This is a genomic window from Candidatus Nitrospira nitrosa, from assembly GCF_001458735.1.
In the GTDB taxonomy this organism is placed as follows: Bacteria; Nitrospirota; Nitrospiria; order Nitrospirales; family Nitrospiraceae; genus Nitrospira_D; species Nitrospira_D nitrosa.
On record NZ_CZQA01000009.1, the window covers coordinates 68,921 to 87,413 of the forward strand.

General features: G+C 52.7%; 19 protein-coding genes. 9 read left to right on the forward strand and 10 right to left on the reverse strand.

Annotated features, from left to right (window positions below):
* Positions 1-16: 16 nt before the first annotated feature.
* Positions 17-382, reverse strand: coding sequence for a hypothetical protein (locus tag COMA1_RS12495; protein WP_141654331.1), 366 nt, complete (start codon positions 380-382; stop codon positions 17-19).
* Positions 383-667: 285 nt separating this feature from the next.
* On the reverse strand, positions 668-1,069 hold the full coding sequence (locus COMA1_RS12500; RefSeq protein ID WP_090749018.1) for a YidB family protein: 402 nt from the start codon (positions 1,067-1,069) through the stop codon (positions 668-670).
* 286 nt (positions 1,070-1,355) lie between these two features.
* On the opposite strand from COMA1_RS12500, the gene COMA1_RS12505 reads away from it, so the two are divergent.
* The 5 genes from COMA1_RS12505 to COMA1_RS12525 all read left to right on the forward strand — a co-directional run bounded on the left by COMA1_RS12505 (position 1,356) and on the right by COMA1_RS12525 (position 5,280).
* Positions 1,356-2,015 carry an outer membrane protein gene (locus tag COMA1_RS12505; protein ID WP_176698024.1) on the forward strand — a complete coding sequence of 220 codons (660 nt, stop codon included), beginning with the start codon at positions 1,356-1,358 and terminating at the stop codon, positions 2,013-2,015.
* Positions 2,016-2,027: 12 nt separating this feature from the next.
* Complete coding sequence (locus COMA1_RS12510) at positions 2,028-2,735, forward strand: Slp family lipoprotein (protein WP_090749022.1); 708 nt, start codon at positions 2,028-2,030, stop codon at positions 2,733-2,735.
* Positions 2,736-2,737: 2 nt separating this feature from the next.
* Positions 2,738-3,466 carry an intradiol ring-cleavage dioxygenase gene (locus COMA1_RS12515; protein WP_090749024.1) on the forward strand — a complete coding sequence of 243 codons (729 nt, stop codon included), beginning with the start codon at positions 2,738-2,740 and terminating at the stop codon, positions 3,464-3,466.
* 206 nt (positions 3,467-3,672) lie between these two features.
* The gene (locus COMA1_RS12520; RefSeq protein WP_176698025.1) at positions 3,673-4,287 is read left to right on the forward strand and encodes a hypothetical protein; all 615 of its coding nucleotides are present in this window, start codon (positions 3,673-3,675) and stop codon (positions 4,285-4,287) included.
* 15 nt (positions 4,288-4,302) lie between these two features.
* Positions 4,303-5,280, forward strand: a complete 978-nt coding sequence (locus tag COMA1_RS12525; RefSeq protein ID WP_090749028.1) for a hypothetical protein — start codon at positions 4,303-4,305, stop codon at positions 5,278-5,280.
* Between the two features lie 52 nt (positions 5,281-5,332).
* Here the strand turns inward: COMA1_RS12525 and COMA1_RS12530 are convergent, their stop codons facing one another.
* Positions 5,333-6,403 (reverse strand): P-loop NTPase, encoded by a 1,071-nt coding sequence (locus tag COMA1_RS12530; protein ID WP_176698026.1) that lies wholly within the window; start codon positions 6,401-6,403, stop codon positions 5,333-5,335.
* Between the two features lie 203 nt (positions 6,404-6,606).
* Between COMA1_RS12530 and pyk the strand changes: the two genes are divergently transcribed.
* The 4 genes from pyk to COMA1_RS12550 all read left to right on the forward strand — a co-directional run bounded on the left by pyk (position 6,607) and on the right by COMA1_RS12550 (position 11,094).
* Complete coding sequence (pyk, locus tag COMA1_RS12535) at positions 6,607-8,058, forward strand: pyruvate kinase (RefSeq protein WP_090749032.1); 1,452 nt, start codon at positions 6,607-6,609, stop codon at positions 8,056-8,058.
* Between the two features lie 455 nt (positions 8,059-8,513).
* A complete protein-coding gene (locus COMA1_RS12540; RefSeq protein ID WP_176698027.1) occupies positions 8,514-9,173 on the forward strand; it encodes a fibronectin type III domain-containing protein in 660 nt (219 codons plus the stop codon).
* Positions 9,174-9,673: 500 nt separating this feature from the next.
* Positions 9,674-10,249, forward strand: coding sequence for a fibronectin type III domain-containing protein (locus COMA1_RS12545; RefSeq protein ID WP_176698028.1), 576 nt, complete (start codon positions 9,674-9,676; stop codon positions 10,247-10,249).
* 128 nt (positions 10,250-10,377) lie between these two features.
* Positions 10,378-11,094, forward strand: a complete 717-nt coding sequence (locus COMA1_RS12550) for a fibronectin type III domain-containing protein (protein ID WP_090749040.1) — start codon at positions 10,378-10,380, stop codon at positions 11,092-11,094.
* Between the two features lie 111 nt (positions 11,095-11,205).
* On the opposite strand, the gene COMA1_RS22200 is transcribed toward COMA1_RS12550, so the two are convergent.
* The 7 genes from COMA1_RS22200 to COMA1_RS12585 all read right to left on the reverse strand — a co-directional run bounded on the left by COMA1_RS22200 (position 11,206) and on the right by COMA1_RS12585 (position 18,399).
* Positions 11,206-11,520, reverse strand: coding sequence for a PEP-CTERM sorting domain-containing protein (locus COMA1_RS22200; RefSeq protein WP_090749042.1), 315 nt, complete (start codon positions 11,518-11,520; stop codon positions 11,206-11,208).
* A 468-nt stretch (positions 11,521-11,988) separates the two neighbouring features.
* Positions 11,989-13,017, reverse strand: coding sequence for a lipid II:glycine glycyltransferase FemX (locus tag COMA1_RS12560; RefSeq protein WP_176698030.1), 1,029 nt, complete (start codon positions 13,015-13,017; stop codon positions 11,989-11,991).
* A 62-nt stretch (positions 13,018-13,079) separates the two neighbouring features.
* Positions 13,080-14,063, reverse strand: a complete 984-nt coding sequence (locus COMA1_RS12565; protein WP_090749046.1) for an exosortase/archaeosortase family protein — start codon at positions 14,061-14,063, stop codon at positions 13,080-13,082.
* A gap of 123 nt (positions 14,064-14,186) precedes the next feature.
* Entirely contained in the window at positions 14,187-15,446 is a 1,260-nt protein-coding gene (locus COMA1_RS12570) for an acyltransferase family protein (protein WP_141654333.1), read from the reverse strand.
* A gap of 100 nt (positions 15,447-15,546) precedes the next feature.
* Positions 15,547-17,103: a class I adenylate-forming enzyme family protein gene (locus tag COMA1_RS12575; RefSeq protein ID WP_090749050.1), complete on the reverse strand. Its 1,557-nt coding sequence runs from the start codon at positions 17,101-17,103 to the stop codon at positions 15,547-15,549.
* A gap of 31 nt (positions 17,104-17,134) precedes the next feature.
* Entirely contained in the window at positions 17,135-18,109 is a 975-nt protein-coding gene (nadE, locus tag COMA1_RS12580; protein ID WP_090749052.1) for an NAD(+) synthase, read from the reverse strand.
* Positions 18,106-18,399, reverse strand: coding sequence for an acyl carrier protein (locus COMA1_RS12585; protein WP_090749054.1), 294 nt, complete (start codon positions 18,397-18,399; stop codon positions 18,106-18,108). Before COMA1_RS12585 ends, nadE begins: the two co-directional genes overlap by 4 nt.
* Positions 18,400-18,493 lie beyond the last annotated feature (94 nt).

Below are 18,493 nucleotides of genomic sequence, written 5' to 3' on the forward strand. Positions count from 1 at the left end.
AGTATCCTACCTTCTGCTAGTGTTCGGCCGTTTGCCGTTCAAGATACAGCGCGATCTTTTCGAGGGCTAATGCGCTAAGTTTGGATCCATACCAGGTCGGCATGGTGTGTTCCGGATAGCCCTGCACCACAAATTGCTGAGGGGCCAACACTGACTCCACGATATACTCGTGCACCGTCCTGGCTTCGCCGTGATAGGTTGGGTCCTTGAGCCTTTGTGTACCGGTGGTACCGAGTATCAAGGGAGGGCCCACCTGGCCGTTGGCCCCAGGAATGCCGGGGATCACATGGCAGACCGCGCAGCCTGCATGTGTAAACAGATCAATGAACGGTTCCTCCCCTGTCACCAAGGGGACCTTGTCCGGTGTAACTGGTACTTCCACGGCCTTACTCGACATAATTTGTGGAGATGGGTCTCGAAGTGCCCAGATCACTGACAAACAGACCAACGCGATTGCCGTCCATACGACAGCGGGTTTTGGGGAGCGTGATCTTGATTGTGAGGTGAAGGATTCGTCTGGGGTTGAGGACATTGTGTCGGGGTGCGCAGCAGATGGCTCAACTGTTTTAGGGAGTACTGTTCACCGAAGCCTATGGATGAAGCGAACGTTGTTTGTCCCGATGGTCAAGCGGCATTCCGACCATCGGGACAAAATAGGATCTACTCGTTATTTCCCCTGGATCAGCTTGAGAAGTTGCTCCAAGGGAGCAGCCTCGATCTTCCCGTTCGGAGTGAGTTTGTCCACCAAGTTTGGAAGAAGGTTGGACAACTGTGAGCTCGTATCTTGTGGGGATAACCCGGCTGTACTCGCCAGTTGCTTGAGTAGATCGCTTCCTAACCCTTGCTCAATTTGCTGCGGCGACACCGGCATGTTCTGTCCCGTACTCACCCAGGAATTCACAATCTCACCCAATCCGTTTTTCTGAAAGGCCTGAACCAGCCCAGCGAGTCCACCGAGGTTGCTGTTGTTCCCCAGCAAACTAGTGACAGCTTGCAGGAGCGGGTTCTGCCCACCCTGCCCACTCAGGAGACCACCAACAACTTGCCCCATTTGGTCCATCAATCCCATAATCAATACCTCCGTTCTCGTAGCGTGTGTGAGAATTCCGTGTCTTATGGTTATGCCCCGTACGTGATGTACCATAGGTGACGCGCAGAGTCCAAGTGGGAATATGTTGGTGAGAGCGTGGGATTCGATGGTCACCTGAGATCTTGTAGAATACGGAATTCATGAAGTTCTATTACGATGGAGACCGAATAGTGAGAAGACCACGATGAGGTGACCAAGGTCTTGCGTCCATCGGGGATCTTGCACGGACAAGACTTCTGGTATGATGATTCACCGGAGGTTCAGGATGGAAAAGAATCAAACGAGTCTCATCACCCTCTTTGCGATTGGGTTCGCAAACATCATGCTGTTGACTATTCCTGCATCGGCGGAGATGTATGTCGCCGGAACTGCGGGGGTAATCTTTGCAGATCGTATCAATAGCATTGCAGGCACAGGCAGCCAGGCCGGAGTTTCTGGTCCACTTGCTGACTTTGACCTCCAAAACTCGATTGCCTATGGTGCCAAGATTGGCTATTTCCCCGGCCACAGTTGGTATGGCATTGAAGGCGAAGTCTTACACACCACCCCTCATATAAAAGAACTGCCAGCCACCTCATCTGCCCCAGCTGATCCCGGTATCCACATGAGAGTGACGACGGTCGGTGTGAATTTTATTGCTCGGTATCCAGGTCGTACGTTCCAACCCTACGTGGGCGCCGGTATCGGGGCCGCAATGGCACACATTGGAGAAACATCCACGGTGCGAAGCGATAGTGATCTGGCTGTGGCCTGGAATGTGTTGGTTGGTCTTCGCGCCTATGTGACACCACGCATTGCTGTCTTTGGGGAATATAAGCATGGAGGGGCGACCCTCAAATTTGATCAAGCATTCGGTGACCTCGGCGGTTTCAGCGGTAATTACCGCGCACAGTATGTTCTTGGTGGCTTGTCGTATCACTTCTAGAGGAGAACAACCATGTCACGAATGACGATGCTCGCTTTCCTAATAGGTGGGGCCGTCATGTTATCGGCCTGTGCGGAATCGATTCATCAAGTTCAACGTGATACGGAGTTGCTCGGCATTCCGTTTGGACTCGAGCAGGAGATTGATGCCACGGTGCGGTTTGCGGACTTGAAGGACTCGCCGAGTCAATATATCGGACGCACCGTTATGATCGGTGGCACGGTCATTCGCGCGAAACGGACGGAGGCTGAAACAGAAGTGGAGGTCTTGCAACTCCCGACAGAGAAAGACGGTCCCCTTTCAGACGATCGCCTTCGATCCGAAGGTCGATTCCTTGCGGTTCGAGGAGCATTTCTCGATCCTGCCAGCCTTCCACAGGGCACACCTATTACGGTGGTTGGTACCGTGAAAGGGGAGATCACCAGAGCACTCGATGAAAGCGACTATACCTATCCCATCCTTGAGGTGAAACACATTATCGACTGGAACAGTATCGCCGCCAAGAGACGGAGGGATCGGAGTCCATACTATGGTGCCTACTACCCGCCCTATGGGTATAGCGGATTCTACCCGTACGGTGGATTTTGGGGCCCCTATGGTGGCTACTGGGGAGGGGGTGGATTCTATGGTCGTCCGTATTTCGGTGGCGGCGGTGGGTTTTCACCAGCTCCGGCACCTCCCCCACCAGCACGAGTTCATCCACGTATGAGGGGCCGGTAGTCATGTTCCTTGCCGATACCCAATACCTGGTCTCTCGTCGCCAAATCTTGGCATGGGCAGGAACAGCCGGCGTCCTCTTGATGATGGCTGGACCGCCACGTTCGGTCCATGCCGCTCCTGGTACGGCGGCATCCATCTGTATCGTCCGTCCTGAACAAACCGAAGGCCCCTATTTCGTCGATGAACGCTTACATCGTATGGACATTCGCTCCGATCCGACCAATGGGAAGGTCGCAGTTGGTACGCCCTTAATCCTAGTCTTTCAGGTGTCTCGCGTTCAGGGTGGAGGCTGTCAGCCCTTGCCGGACGCCCAAGTCGATATCTGGCACTGCAATGCACGGGGTATCTATTCCGATGTTCAGGACCCAGGATTTGACACAAGCGGACAAAAGTTCTTGCGCGGGTATCACCTGACTGATGCACAGGGGATTGCACGATTCCACACGATCTATCCAGGCTGGTATCCCATGCGAACCGTGCATATTCACTTCAAGATCCGCACCGCATCGGTTGCGCGAAGACGCTACGAGTTCACGTCGCAGGTGTACTTCCCGGATGATCTGACGGATCGTGTGCACACCAAGCTCCCCTACTCGTCGAACGGACATCGTCGCGTACGCAATCACGATGATTTTATCTTTCGAGACGGAGGTGATCGCTTGATACTGGAGGCTTCGGAAACGAACGACGGCTATACCGCAACCTTTCCGATTGCGTTGGTCACATCTTGACCATCATCTCGCGAATTTATACGTATTGACGCATTCGTGCGGATCTCGATAGGCTCTAATCATTCAAATGGGCTTTGCCCTAGGAGGACATGCACATGAGACTACTCCGTGATGCCGGTCTGCTGACGTGCGCGCTATTGGTTCCCCTTGCTGTGATTGCTGCGCCACCTTCGGAAGTGAAAGTCGATTACTCAGCCGACAGCACGATGGAGACCGAAGGCGGTATGACGATGAAGTCACGCATCTACCACACGGTCGAGAAGGAACGCATGGAGACGGGCGGTTCGGACGGCATGGTCTCAATCATCCGGAAGGATAAGAAAGTTGTATGGCAGTTGATGGGCAATATGTACATGGAAATGCCGATGGATGCCTCCAATGCATCTGGAATGGATGCGTTCGACATCACGGAGCAGGTCGAGGTCGGTCCGGAGACCATCAACGGTCTGAAGACCACCAAATCGAAGATCGTGGCAGTGAAGAAGGACGGCTCCGGAAAATTCGGCGGCTTCTTCTGGACCACCAAGGAGGGGATCACCGTCAAGATGGACATGCTGTCCAAAGAGGGTGACAAGAAGATGCGAATGACCAGTGAACTGAGCAATCTGAAGATTGAAAAGCAGGACCCCGCGCTCTTCGAAATTCCCGCCGGCTACACCAAGAACGACATGGGTGCCATGATGGGTGGCATGCCCAATATGGAAGAGCTGAAGAAGAATGCACGACAGCAAAGACAAGCTCGCGAGAGCCACGCTAAAGAAAGCCTGGGCGAGCAAGTGCCTGACGTCAATAAAATGATGAAGGGGTTGTTTGGGAAGTAAGGGAGGTTGTCACTGATGCGTCTAACAAAAGCAGCCGGCTACTCCCTGATGCTTATGATTCTCATAACTCCGACCGTCCACGCAGATGATCCCTGTCTCGGTGACGAGGAGAAAAAAACCGCACTAACCGAATCAGCCGCGTTGAAGAAGGCCGAACAGACCGGACAGTCTGCCGCACTGTTTACCGCGTATATGAGAGTTGCAGCGAATGACTGCATCGACCGTTATGATAAGAGTGCGATGGAGAAATCCAAAGCCACTATGCCAAAACTTGGGCGGGACTTGGCCAAGGCCGCCGAAGCAAAAGGCGCCTTATACTCCGCTGACCCGGTGCGAGCTGATGGACAGACGTCAGCCTTTCGTTACTACGAAGCGATCGGAGACCATTTGGAAGCGAATCGTGTGATGCTTAAGGCCGTTCAGTCTAAACCGGAAGATCTGCGCCTCTTTGAAGCTGCCTGGGACATCGATAACGGCCGATATGGTCCGATTGATCCAGGCACAGGCACACGACAACCCTACAACTCCCCACCGACATTCCGACAGGAGCTGGGCAAGGTGGCATCCGTCAATGCTGATCGGCTGATGAAGGCTGAGGAGAAGGACGCTCAAGGCCTCACCCGTAACATCGGCGAACTCGGCAAAGCCAGCACGCAGTCCATCGAGAAAATCCGGAGCGCCTCTCTTTGGATGAAGTACTTGCCGGGGGGAGACAAGCCCGCACGAGATAGGGCTGAGCAACGGGGCGATATCATTATGAAGCGCTCCGACCAGACCTTTACCCAGAGCCAGGCGATGATGTATTACGAATTCGCCGGTTCACCCAAGGCGAAAGACATGGCTGCGCAGATCAAGAAGAAGGGAGAGGAGTCTCAGCGGGCCATGGAGAAAGCGGGTGCCAGTATGAAAGGGATGTTCAGTCAGAAGAGTGAGGCAGAGCAAAAACAGTTTGATAAAAAGAAAGCCGACCTCGAAAAAGAACTCGGGTTTTAACCTTCCACATTCCGGTTTTCCCACCAACCGTAACACTCCCCGACTGACCTGTTTAGTTTCCGCCACCGACCTGCCGGGCAGGATCTAGTGCGCTGTTGGTTCTTGACGCATAGGGTGTAGGCAGAATGTCTGAAGCTACAGGCGTCGAAGCTGGAAGCGACGGGGTGATGTCTGTCTTTGAGAAGACGACCGCTGTCTGCGATTCTTCGGGTTTCGGCGCATCCTCCTTGATACGGCCTGGAGATATGGTGATCAGTTGCTCAACCGCTCTGGCAAGCGACAGCAGACATTTGGCGGCAAGAGATGTTGGCGAGGCCTCGATCACGGGCAGGAAGCTCCGAACCGCCTGACTCACTGCTGGATCTTCTGGAATCTCACCCAGGAGGGTCAAGTCCCCTCCGACATACTCATGAAGAATCTTGCGAAGGTAGAGCACGTTGACTTGAGAACGACTTGAGGAACGGTTGATGACGAGGCCAGGCCGAAATGACTGGAGTGCAGCGGCTGCCATCGCGCGGCCTTCGGTATCGGTTGCGCCTGCAACACCCATGACCTCCTCCACACTCGAAAAGTCTCGGTTTGACAACGTCTCAGACAGAGGGCTCCGTGCGAGAAAGCATGCCAAGACACGACGGATCGCCGCTAACTTAATGAATCGGTAGAGGTCTAATACGGATGTTGGTTCTGGAGTGGCAACTGCCAAATGAATGTCGCCTAGCAAGAAAAAGTCGAGTGCATGATAGCTTGTGCCGGCTCCAATATCGATCACCACGACATCCGCGGTAAGTTCTTGGAACTGTTTCATCAGTCGCTTCTTGCGCGCATACGCCATGTTTGCCGTGGCCAAGGTATCACCTGTTCCGGCCAGGAGACGGAGGTTCGGGTGAAAGGTCACGGGAATGGCGACATCCTCCAGCCGATTCACTCGTTTGGTGAGAAAATCCGTCAGCGTGACGGTTGGGTTCAATTGTCCAACCATGATGTGGGCATCCGCCCCACCGATATCGAGGTCTGCCAGCAGGACCTGACGTCCCGTCTTCGCCAATGCCAGTGCCAGATTTGCGGACACCACGCTCTTGCCGACGCCGCCTTTTCCTGATGCCACTGAGATGAGAGTTGCCACAGTGCGTTCCTTTCCTTGAGAAGGCGCGATGCACGTTGTGGAAAGTGGAGTCGGTAGGACGTAGACCCCTGTGCTAGAATCATTCTACCGTCTGGAAGACAAAAGGAAAGAAAAATGCAGGATCTATGAGAATGAGAGGTTTCTGCTCAGAGCTTAGTTGCAGGCTCCAAACTAGGTTGTCTTGAATCCCATCGTCACTCCTCATGAGAAACGCGAAGATCATTTGTACGATCGGGCCTGCTAGTTCTTCACCGGCCATCTTAGATCGCTTGATCACCAGTGGGATGAATGCGGCTCGGTTGAACTTCTCTCACGGGACCCACGAATCTCATGCGGCCGCGATCACCGCCATTCGTCAGGCAGCTGCCAGACAGGGGGCGACGGTCGCCATCGTTCAAGACCTGCAAGGGCCAAGGATTCGAGTGGGGGTTGTTGCAAAAGCAGGGATTGAAGTCACCGTCGGCCAGACCGTTCATCTCCGGGCGTTACAATCGGCCCATGAAACGTCTGAAACTATTCCGCCCTCTTCTCGCGAGATTCCGGTTTCGTATCCGCATCTGGCTCGCGACCTTCGTGTCGGGTCTCGAATTCTGATTAATGACGGGCTCATTGAACTTGTCGCCGACCGCATCACAGACGATGTCGTAGCATGTTCTGTTATTGCCGGGGGGACGGTCACCTCACATAAAGGAATCAATCTGCCTGACACGGCAGTCAGCGCGCCGACGCTGACGGAGAAGGATCGACAGGATCTGCGTTTTGGTGTCCAGCAGGCGGTGGACTATATCGCCCTGTCTTTTGTGCGGGGCCCGGAAGATATCAATACAGCCCGATCCATGCTGAAAGAGTCCGGAGGGAACATCCCCCTCATCGCCAAGATCGAGCGGGCCGAGGCCGTTGCGGCGCTGAACGATATCTTGGACTGTGTGGACGGTGTGATGATCGCACGCGGCGATCTTGGTGTGGAGATGGGGCCTGAGGCGGTGCCGATTTTACAGAAACGCATTATCGTCGAAGCCAATCGGCGGCGTCGGTTGGTAATTACGGCCACGCAGATGTTGGAATCGATGACACAAAACACCAGGCCGACGAGAGCAGAGGCGTCGGACGTCGCCAATGCGGTTTTTGACGGCACCGATGCCCTGATGCTCTCAGCTGAAACTGCCGTTGGGACGTATCCGGTTGAAACGGTACAGGTCATGGATCGTGTCATTCGCGCAGCGGAAGACACCAGCGAATCTGGGGTCACCGTCCAGACAGACCCTGGTGGAGACAATCTATCGCTCGCCGAGGCGATTGCGGTTGCTGCTGCTTCAGCTGCCAGATCCGTCAGGGCTCAGGCCATCATAGCCTTCACGGAAAGCGGGACGACGGCGCGGTTGATTTCCAAGCATCGACCCTCCTCCTCGCTCCTGGGCTTCACGCCGTCTGAGGCGATTTGGCGTCAGATGGCGCTGTATTGGGGCGTGCGTCCCTTTCTCATGTCTCGAGGCGGAGCACCCGAAGCCTGGATCGAAGAAGCAGAGCGACGGCTCATGGTGGAACATCTCTGTATGTCCGGAGACATCGTCGCCGTGGTCTCTGGAACCATGGCGGGACAAGTAGGCGGTACGAATATGCTGAAGCTGCACACAATCGGATCTATGAGGTCCTGATGTATCAAGCATTCCTATTACCCTAACCAGCCTGCATCATTCTCTCCAGCACCCAACGAGCTTCCCCTCACTCGAGATGCAACTCACATAATTCATGAACGCTGTCGCTGTCACCATGGACAGATTGCTCTGGCAGGTTGACGACATCCGTTGTGCGGTGAGGTAGGCTTGGGTAGTGGCTTGGTCGTTTTGTCAGGAGCCATCATGAATGCGGTACGTTCTGGATGAATCACAATCACGTACATATTTGATGCCCACGATACGAATCAGTGCTCTCACTGAGCCACCCGTACCAATGAAGTACTCGGAACTCCTTGGAAATGAACGAATGTCAGCATCCTCTAGTTAGGCACCTATTTTGCCTTTCCTGGTTCAATCACACGCAAGCCATGTGCATCACGGTGCTGAGGTGCACAACAGCAATAAAATGCGAGCGAACCGGCGGGGTACTTTCCATGGAATACAGTCACCAGGCGGCAGGATCTTACGAGAAAAGTAACTACTTCGATATCCGATGGTTCTGGCAGGCGCTTGTAGTCGCTATCTTTATGGGCCTCGGGCCGGCTGCTGAGTGCCTGGCTTTCACTGTGAACCCTACCGTTCTGACATTTAATGCGGTTCAAAGTGGGACAAATCCACCAACCCAGACGTTGTCCGTCTACAAAAAACGTGTAAGCCAGGCAACAGTCACGACTTCCGATAGCGCCTCGTGGCTCACCATTTCGCCAAGCACGACCTCCATGACCACGCAGGCGACGCTCATGGTGGTTGTCAATACAAGTGGGCTTGCTGCCGGCACCTACAATGCAACCATCACGGTCAAGGTGGGAAAAGCAACAACGACGGTTCCCGTGGCGATGACCGTGTCATCTCCCCCATCAGCCACGACAGCCATTCTCGCGTGGAACGGGGTTACTGACCCATCATTGAGTGGCTATAACGTGAAAGTCGGGACCGCCTCAGGTCTCTATAGCAGAACAATCACTGTCGGCAATGTCACCTCGTATACCGTTGACAGTTTAACGACTGGGACAACCTACTATTTCGCCGTTACTGCGTATAACGGTGCTGGTGAGAGCCAACCATCAAATGAGGTCAGTAAGAGTATTTATTGATAGGCAGAGTGAGCTCTAGTACATGAAGACGAAGGGCTTCTTCGCTTAATGAGGCCTTGTGGTTTGTGGACACAACCGATACTGTTCCGTTGTTCATTGCCTCGGCGACTGAAGATTATCTGCTCAGTGTTATGGTAGTCGCTTCTGCTCCAAAAACTCCAACTGCGTGCTTCTTTATCATCTTGTGATGCGCGGCAGAGAAAAACTATCGAGCCGCATTAGACTCTTTCAGAGTTTTCTTGTTCTTCCTTGATCCTTCTGCAGGTTAATTCCTTCACACATTACACCGTGAGACTTAGCCTACGTACTCGAAATACTTAAAAAGTTAGGCGTATTGCCGGTTTAGTCTCTCGGCACCAATCTTGCTGTACCGCTGTGCCATGGTTCTGAATTTAGTAAACATCAATTGTGATGTTTGCCTCTCTCTCTCAGCGATCACCAACGTGCGTAAGCTTAATGTCCCATATATCCGATGTCGACTTACTTGGAGGAGTGTAAGTATGTTGTTGTTTAAGACGTTGCTCGGCTTTGCGTTTCGCAAATCCGTCCTCTCACTCTCCTATCCGGCAGTTGTCATTCTCCTGCTTTCTTCATTGATCGGCTGTGCCGACGAAAATGCAGGCGGACCGGTAACTTCGAACCTTTCTGCGCCATTGAGCACGACCGGCGCAGTGGAATCAGACGAAGCCTCGCATTCAACTGTAGCCGATGTTGGCGGAGAAGATCCGGTGATCACCATGACCTCAACGCCGTCTGGAGTAACTGCTAATGTAAGTTGGGATCAACCCCCAGGCTTCAAGGTTACTGGCTATGCGATCTACTACGGAAAACGTTCACAAGGTTCAGAGTCCGTAGGGACCACGTCGGAAGAATCGGACTCCGAAGCGTCCCAGTCAGAAGAACCGAGCTGGTGTTCCCAAGGAGAAAGTACACCCGTTGAAGCCCCATCCATCACCATCACTGGGCTCCAACCCAATACTGAATATTTTTTCGCTATTCGTGCGTTCACTGTGGTCGAGTCGGAAAGTCTCTGCTCGAACGCAATCATGATGACCACGCCTCCGGCCGAAGCGTAATAGTCGTGCAAATACCTCACGGCTCAACTCGTGAGTGGTCTTTGCGGGAGAGCCATCCCGTGATTCGAGCGAAGGCGTGTTAGCCAATTCAACGCCAGAGTCATGCAGAGCAGCTAACGGAGAAACCTATGAGACATTTTCTTAGAGCATCCATTCAGCGAACCGTTCAATCTTGGTGCATAAGTCACGTTTCAATTGCGCCGCAGTTCTGGCAGATTGTTCTGTACACCACATTCATCTGCATGGGATTTGCTTCTGCAGGTTTGGCCTGTCACGATGCCGCTTCGGCCATTCGCCTGACGCCCACATCGTTGACCTTTAATGCGGTGCAAGGTGCGACAAACCCACCGAATCAGACAATAGCCGTGGCCAGGCCCACGACATGGTCCGCGACTTTTACCACTTCCGACAATGCCTCCTGGCTTACTGTGTCACCGGCCAAGACAACTATCACGACCAGTAAGACGCTCACGGTCGCGGTGAATATTACAGGGCTTGTTGCGGGAACCTACAGAGCAACCATCACAACCAAGGTAGGCACCTGGTGTACGAATACCGCTCCGGTGACGTTGATTGTATCCCCTTCAACGACACCGCCACCACCTACACAAACATCCTCGGCAACTCTCAGATGGAACGCAGTCACTGCCACAGCAGTCAGTGGCTATAGGGTTTATGTCGGAGAGGTTCCTGGTCAATATTCACGAACCATAACCGTAGGAACCGCTACATCATCAACTGTCAACAACTTGATAGTTGGCCGAACATACTATTTCGTGGTTACAGCGTATAACAGTGCCGGCGAGAGCCCACCGTCCAATCTGGCGAGTAAGACGATCCAGTGACCCAGTGGCGTGTACGTCATCAAGTCTCACGGCGGCAATGAGGAGCAAAAGAAAAGGGCCGCTCCCTCATGGGAGCAGCCCTTTTACCCTACCGCTTCTTGGAAAAGGTATTTAGCCTTTCCGTGATATGCGTCTCAAAATTCCGAGCCCGGTTAATCCAGCTGCCAGCAAGATAATGGATGATGGTTCGGGAACGCCCGCGCAGGACTTCCTACCGCAGGGACCGGGTTTAGGTTTATGTTTAGCCGTAACAAGCTCCATGCTGCTCATCGTAAGGCCACTGGTTGTTTGAGCCGTGGCGAGATTTCCTGAGAATCCAAGAACTGCTATGACAACTCCTAGAAACATTGAACCGATCGACAAAGTCCGCCTTTCCACCAGCCACCTCCTTTTAATATTGTTGCGATGTAAACCATAACGCACCATAGGTTACCCATGGCGTGTGTCAGATACTTGAATATGTGTGTCCTGAAGAATCAATTTGTATAGCGTGTTGTAGGTAAGCAAAGTGTGCCTCCCGGATGGTGCTTCATGTACATATTAGCTTGCTGAAAATTTAACCTAGGATGAAAGACTAGATGGTGGAAGAAAGCCCTGTCAATAGGTGTACGCTGCTTATGTAGTTGCCGAATGGTCTACCAGACGGATTCAGTTAAGGAAGGTCTGATTAATTCAGAGGTTCACTTGGGAACCAGTCGAATCTAAAATGTTTTGAGAGGTGGCTGGGCAAAAGTGAGGATTAATCAGATCTTCCTTAAGCCAGTCAAGGATATCGACGGTCCTTTGCTCCACGCATCGCACGTATAGAAAACAGCCAATGGGTCAGGCGCATGGGAGCCGCTTCCACCGGAGAGATCTCGCAGATATTTGGAATCGATGCTTCCACGATAGGATTCAACCAATATGCCGATACATGAGTTGACCGGCGAAGACCAGCATCCTATGGGGCATATAGGTACAAACGGTTCTTGCCAGGCGCATCTTTAAATGTTCTAAGAAGAGAGATCCTTCAGCGATAGGACTACGCCACAGAGTAAGTCGCACGCTTTCTGCACCCCACCGTTCCTTGAACATGATAAGGCCTCGATCCTCGACGTCAGACCGACCCAGGTCGAGTGTTTCCATGCCTGCCGATTTTGCCGTTTGGATGGCTTGCCAAAAAAGCATTGGGGTCGCTCCCAGGTGGTGAAAGCGCGCATCGGAACCGCCGTACTTGTAATACACCGTTCTTCCGTGGTTCAGGGTCAGGATTCCCGCGACCGGCTGATCTCCCTTGAAGGCCACCCGAATACAAACGTTCTTTCCCATGGATGCAACGAGACGTTGAAACCAGCTGAAAGGCTGAGGTGGAAGATGTTTGCGCGACCTCATCCGCACAATGAGATCATAGAATGATTGTAAGAGCGAATCGCTCCTCCCCTGCTCATACATGAGTCCTTGTCGCTCTGCGTGACGAATCCTCCGCTTAATACAATCCTTGTGGAATCTCTTCTCGATCGCATCAAGACGTGGTCGAAGGTCGAGACGATGCCACAGATAGGTCTTACAGGCCCTAAAGCTTTTCTCGAAATCAAGGAGGGGCTCACTTGTTCGCAATTCAGCATATGCCCATCGCTGTGTTTTTTGGAGCGTGTCAAGGCGAGCACAGAGCGTTTGGAGTTGCTCGATGCTTTCGACAAGCGGTTCGCAGTGATCCGTGAAAGGTAACGAGACCAACCGGCCACGGGTCAACCAACTCTGTACGCTACAAAACAGGAGGGCATTCGTCAACTTCTGAGATGGCGAAGAGGTCGTGAGCGCGATCGGTTCGTACCCGTAGGCAGCGCGTAAAGCCGTAAGCCAGCCGATCGTATGGAAGACAGAAGAGTTCGCGTGTCGATCGACGAATTGGGACCATCGATCATCGAGAAGGGGGCGTATCATCCAGACCCTATCAGGTCCCAAGGTCATCCGTTCCTTCCCGGCATGTGAGAGCGGAGTTTCGGTCAAGCTTGAGCACGAAATGCATCATGTGAAGCGGACTTGAACCGCCGTTCTAATTTGTATAGCAGCCAGGCAATACAAACGAGCATCGTGCACGACAAGGCAAAAAGAGGAATGCCGCCATAGCGGTGGAGAGCACTGTCCAGAAGAAAAGCAGGATCGACATAATTGGCCAGCAGCGTCAACCCCACAATGCGAAAGGCATTCTTCAGGATAGCCAGTGGAACAACAACCGCTACGAGCGCAGCCTTAGTCCACCAAGAAACTAAAAACCAATGACTAGCAAGGAGACTGGTGATGATGAGCGCAAAAAATGAGCGGATGCCGCTGCATTCTTCTTCAATGAAAATAATGAAATGCGAGAGTTCAAAAGTAAATCCATCACGAAGGACTTGGATGTCAAGAATAGAAAACAGCACATCCACGGTGTCAGCCGAACTACGCTGCAAGAAAACAATGATCGAGTCCAGGAGAACAGGCGGTAAAGGAATCATGAAGAGAAGTATCGCCAGCGCAAACAGGTTGTCGCGAAAGCTCTCACTCCCAAATGCAAGCAGAAAGAGGCCCCAGCACATCACGATGAAGGCTGAAATGTCTGCGGTCAGTCGATCTTGTCGCCAGGCTACTCCATCAGCAAGCAAGTAACAAACGGCACCGCTGACTATGACCAATAGACCAATGAGTGGATTTGTTTTGCGTGAACTCAGTATGGTTGCCCTGTTCGAAAATAATAGATAGGAAGTCAGGATCGGAACCAGCAGGAGGTGAGTGAAGTGCTCCTGCTCTGAGGCAAGGGCAATGAGGTGCATCAGTGGTGCCCAAAACCATGCTCCCACACTCAGGGCTAGAAGAAGAGTAATGAAGTCTAATCGACTGGATGGCCAAGACCAGGCTCGGAGGAATGCGCCAGCATCACGATGGGCTGCAAGTGAAGCGGCCTTATCGCGCGAACCCATTTTATTGTGTTGAAAATGGGGTGCTCTCATAACTGAATATTTCAGACTAGCTCGTGATGAGTGCCTCGAAGAGACCTTCGTGCCTCACGGCCTCTCCTCGGTTGATTCTGATGACGGCTGTTGCCGGTGAGATTGTGATAGCAGGTAGATGGTTTACACACGGAGGAATATGTGTCGTTGATACAAAACGTATAAGGCGACCCAATAGCCTGCAACAATGACCAAGCCATAAACTAAAGGCTCATAGGGATCCCCCAGAAAGGTAAATAGGGTCCGTCCTACAAGGCGTCTGAGCGCGTTAAAGGCGACATTAGAATGGATCTGTCCGAGAAGATATGCGGCGATGGCGTTCATGCCAATTACGGTGAATGGAAATGCAAGTCGCGTATAACCCCACCAATCAACAAGTAGAAATGAGCAGCTAAGCAAGAGAAAGCACCATCCACCGCTGAACAGAATCCAGCTCGGTGTCCAGATCGCTTTGACGAGAGGACACAGGCCTGTGAGACTCAACCCCCAACCGCTTGCCAGTCCGACTGCTCCTGCGAGAACCAACCAGCGAAATTTGCTCCATGGCGAACTGTCACTCTGAAGGAGACGACCAGCGATCAGTCCGAGGATCATCGTGGCAAGAGTGGGAACGAAATTGAGAGTCGTCATGCCTTTTGGAAATCCGACGAATGGGTCTGCCCGTGGATAGAGGTTCAATAGCCAAACATCGAACGCCCAGGCAACATTACTGTTCTTTTGCCAGTGCGCTTCAAACCCACTGAGTCCATGCTCTTGAAGCCAGAGTTGAGATACGCCTACTCGCTCATAATCAAAGTCGTGGTCCGGAATAGGATACAGGGCAAAAACCAACCAACAAACCAATACAATGATAATCACCGCCCCCCATGCCGTTCGGGACCTCCTCAACGCCAGCCAGAAGAGAGCCGGATAGGCCAGTCCGATTTGCGGGAGAATCCAGTCAAAGGGATAGACGATCATCTGACGTGCATGTAGCGCGGCAATGGCCAGCCCCAGTCCGATAAGCAGAAGTGCCCGAATGACTGCATGTCTCCAAAGGTCACGGCGCATTGCCCCTTGCGCCGTTCTTCTGGCGAGGGAAAACGGTAGGGAGACTCCGACGAGGAAGCAAAAACTGGGCATGATCAAGTCGTGAAGATGAGCACCCACCCACTCGGCATGACTTTGCTGTTGGCACAGAAAGCGCCAGAGGGAGGATTCCGGTACTGCTTCGGCCACATTGCAGAGCTGAAACGCCTCCGCGAGAAGGAGGAACATGACAAATCCGCGATAGGCATCAATCGACGCGAGACGGTGGGCGGGCACTGTGATTTTGGATTCGGCGATCGTGCTTTCCGCATTGTGTTGCGGGTTCAATGCGTTTGTTAGAATGGTTTGTCCCATGGGCTCCGTCCGATCCACTCCCCCCTGCATATGGCATTAACCCATGGCAATCTATGTGTTACTCAATATGCCTGTAGTCATCAACACCATGAATGAAAGGCTAAGTCTGTTCAGGAGTGAGTGGAAAAGCAGGGTTGGCGGCCAAATGTTTTAAGACACTTTTCATGACTTTTCCACTACTGTTCTTCGGAAGCGACGGTAGGATAACAATTTGTTTCGGTAGGTGATGCAAAGCCAATTTGGTTTTGCAGAAAGAAGCTACCCGTTCTTCAAGACCCTCAATATTCTTATCTCGAGGCACAGCGAACACCTTAACCGCCTCACCAAGCAGGTCATCGGGAATGCCGACGACCGCAGCTTCCACGAGTTCACCACACTCCAATACCGTCTCTTCGATCTGTCGACAACTGACTTTTTCGCCTCGGCATTTTAGAAAATCCTTTGCGCGGTCGACGATAAAGATGAACCCATCGTCATCCACTTTTGCCAGGTCACCGGTGTATAGTGAACCGTTACGAAATACGTCAGCCGACTCTTTCGGCTCCTGCCAGTATCCTTTCGCGATATTGGCGCCTTCCGCAACAATCTCGCCGACTTGCCCCGGTCGCACGTCTCTCCCCTGCTCATCCAGCACACGTAACGTCACACCGGGCGCTCCCTTGCCGATTGAGCCGAGTTTGGTCTCCAACATCTCAGGTGGCAGATAGGAGAGTCGTGCCGTCGCTTCAGTTTGCCCATACATAATGTAGAGCTTAATCTCGGGAAGGATCTTCTTGAGTTCCTGAATAAATATCGGCGCCAGATGCCCTCCCGCTTGCTGCGCATGTCTGAGCGACGGAAATCGCTTTTGTTTGAAACTCGAACTTCTTAGCAGAATCTGAAAATGACTGGGCGTCCCGGCAAATCCTGTGCATTGCGTGTCGATCATTCGTTGAAGAACCGTTTCTGGATACATGAACCGATTGTCGATGACCACCTCGCCACCGACCCGTAGGTGCGTGTGAAGGAGGGAGGCCCCGTAACAATAGTGAAAGGGCAAGACCGCCATCATACGGTCCTGCTCGTTCAGTGAAAGATAGGAGACGATAGACTCTGTATTGGCGATAATATTCGAGTGGGTAATCATCACTCCACGTGGCTGGCCAGTCGAGCCGGACGTAAACACCAATGCTGCCAACGTATCGTGACTCACTGGAGCATAGTCCGACACGGGCGGCTGTTCGGAAGGAAGACCCGAGAAGTTCAGCTGGGATAAGACGTACGGGATTGGAGGAATAGCGCGGTCGGTGAGGACGTGGGTATCCGAGAGCACACCCGCGTGAGTGGCCGCGACTGAGGCTTGCGCACATACAATCTTAGCACCGCTCATTCTCAGGATAGAAGCGAGCGCTTTTGTTGAACTGCTGGCTGGGATGGGGACTATGATCAGTCCAGCCTGCAAGGTGCCCAAATAGCAGGCCGCCCAAAAGAGTGAGTTGTCACCAATCAAGAGGACGCGGTCGTCTTGTCTGGATCGATACCGAAGAAGATAGGCAGCAATTCGACCGGCGTGAGCCGTGAGCTCTCCGTAGGAGATCGTTGCTGGGAGCAGCCGGAGCGCTGTCCGATCAGGATCTTTGTCGGCAAGTAAATGATGCGCGACATTGATGGTACTCATGACGACCGTGTCCGAGTGGAAGGAGGGCAGGTTAATCGATGGTCATGGATTGTGCATGGAGATACTTGGCAACTTTCCGTTTTGACTCAATCATCTGATAGGCACGCTCGACGAGATCATCCGTCATGCCGGATGCCTGCGCCAGATCTGCCGAAGAAATGCCATGATCTTTACCGTAGAGACAGAGATCCATCTGCTCGTACGGTAACGTAAAATAGAATTCTTCTTGCGATTGCTCTAATGTATACGTATCGGTCGTAGGAGGACGGCGTAGGATGTCTTCAGGCACGCCGAGATACGCCGCAAGCCGATACACTTGTGACTTGTACAAGTGAGCGATTGGCTTGAAGTCAGCCGCGCCGTCGCCGTTCTTGACAAAGAAACCCTGATCATACTCCAGCAGGTTGGGTGTGCCGGCTACCGCATATTGCAGCAAGTCCGCGTAGTAGTATTCCATCATCTTTCTGGTCCGCTGCTTAAAATTTGTCGCCGCAACAATGCCCAGATAGGCATCCGGCGTGAGACGGACCTTCATAATCTGACCATCGGGCGACTGAACAACGACCGAAAAGATGGCGTAACGGCCGGCGTCGAGGAGACCTGGAAGCACGATCTTGCACTTATGCTTGGGGCCGTATTCAGGAACCACCATTCGGATCGAATCATCTCGTCGCTTGTAGCACCCCGCACCGGTGAGAATCGGACTGATGTCTTCCAGTACCGACTTGACGTTGAGCCTGTCGGCAACCATGCGGCCTAACTGAAGACTATTCGGTGAAGAGTCCGCCTCGGGCATGAACAGCAGCTGAATGCGGTCATGTCCAAGTGCCCGCGCGCAGAGAAAGGCCACGACGCTGCTGTCGATTCCTCCTGAAACGGCAATGACAGCGCCTTTTCGCCGAAGTGTATGGAAGACTGTCTGACGAATCCAACTGGTGATGCGCTGTGTCTCGAGCTCTGGGTCTAGTCGCAAGAGATCAGACGAAACAGCTGTGATCGTTTTCATGGGCGTGTTTCCCTTGTGAGTCTAGAGGAAGATTCTGGCGCAGACTGCGGGGAGGCCGATTGTTTCACAAGAATGAACGAGACGATTTTACTCACGGAATCCAGATTGTCAGGGATCAGCTCTTCGTCCTTTACCTTTATCCCGTAGGTCGACTCAAGAAACCTAACCAATTCAAGGATGCCGGTGGAGTCGATAATACCGGTCTCCATGAATGAATCGTCATCATTCAATTTGCCCTCTTCGCCAAAGAGATAATTATCAACGACAAATGTACGGATTGTTTGCACCATTCTCAAAAATCCTCCTAACCTGTGTCTACCTCCTTGCCTACCGCAACGAGGTATCGACCGTCATCATGTGATCGGCGACCGCCGACGCGCCAAT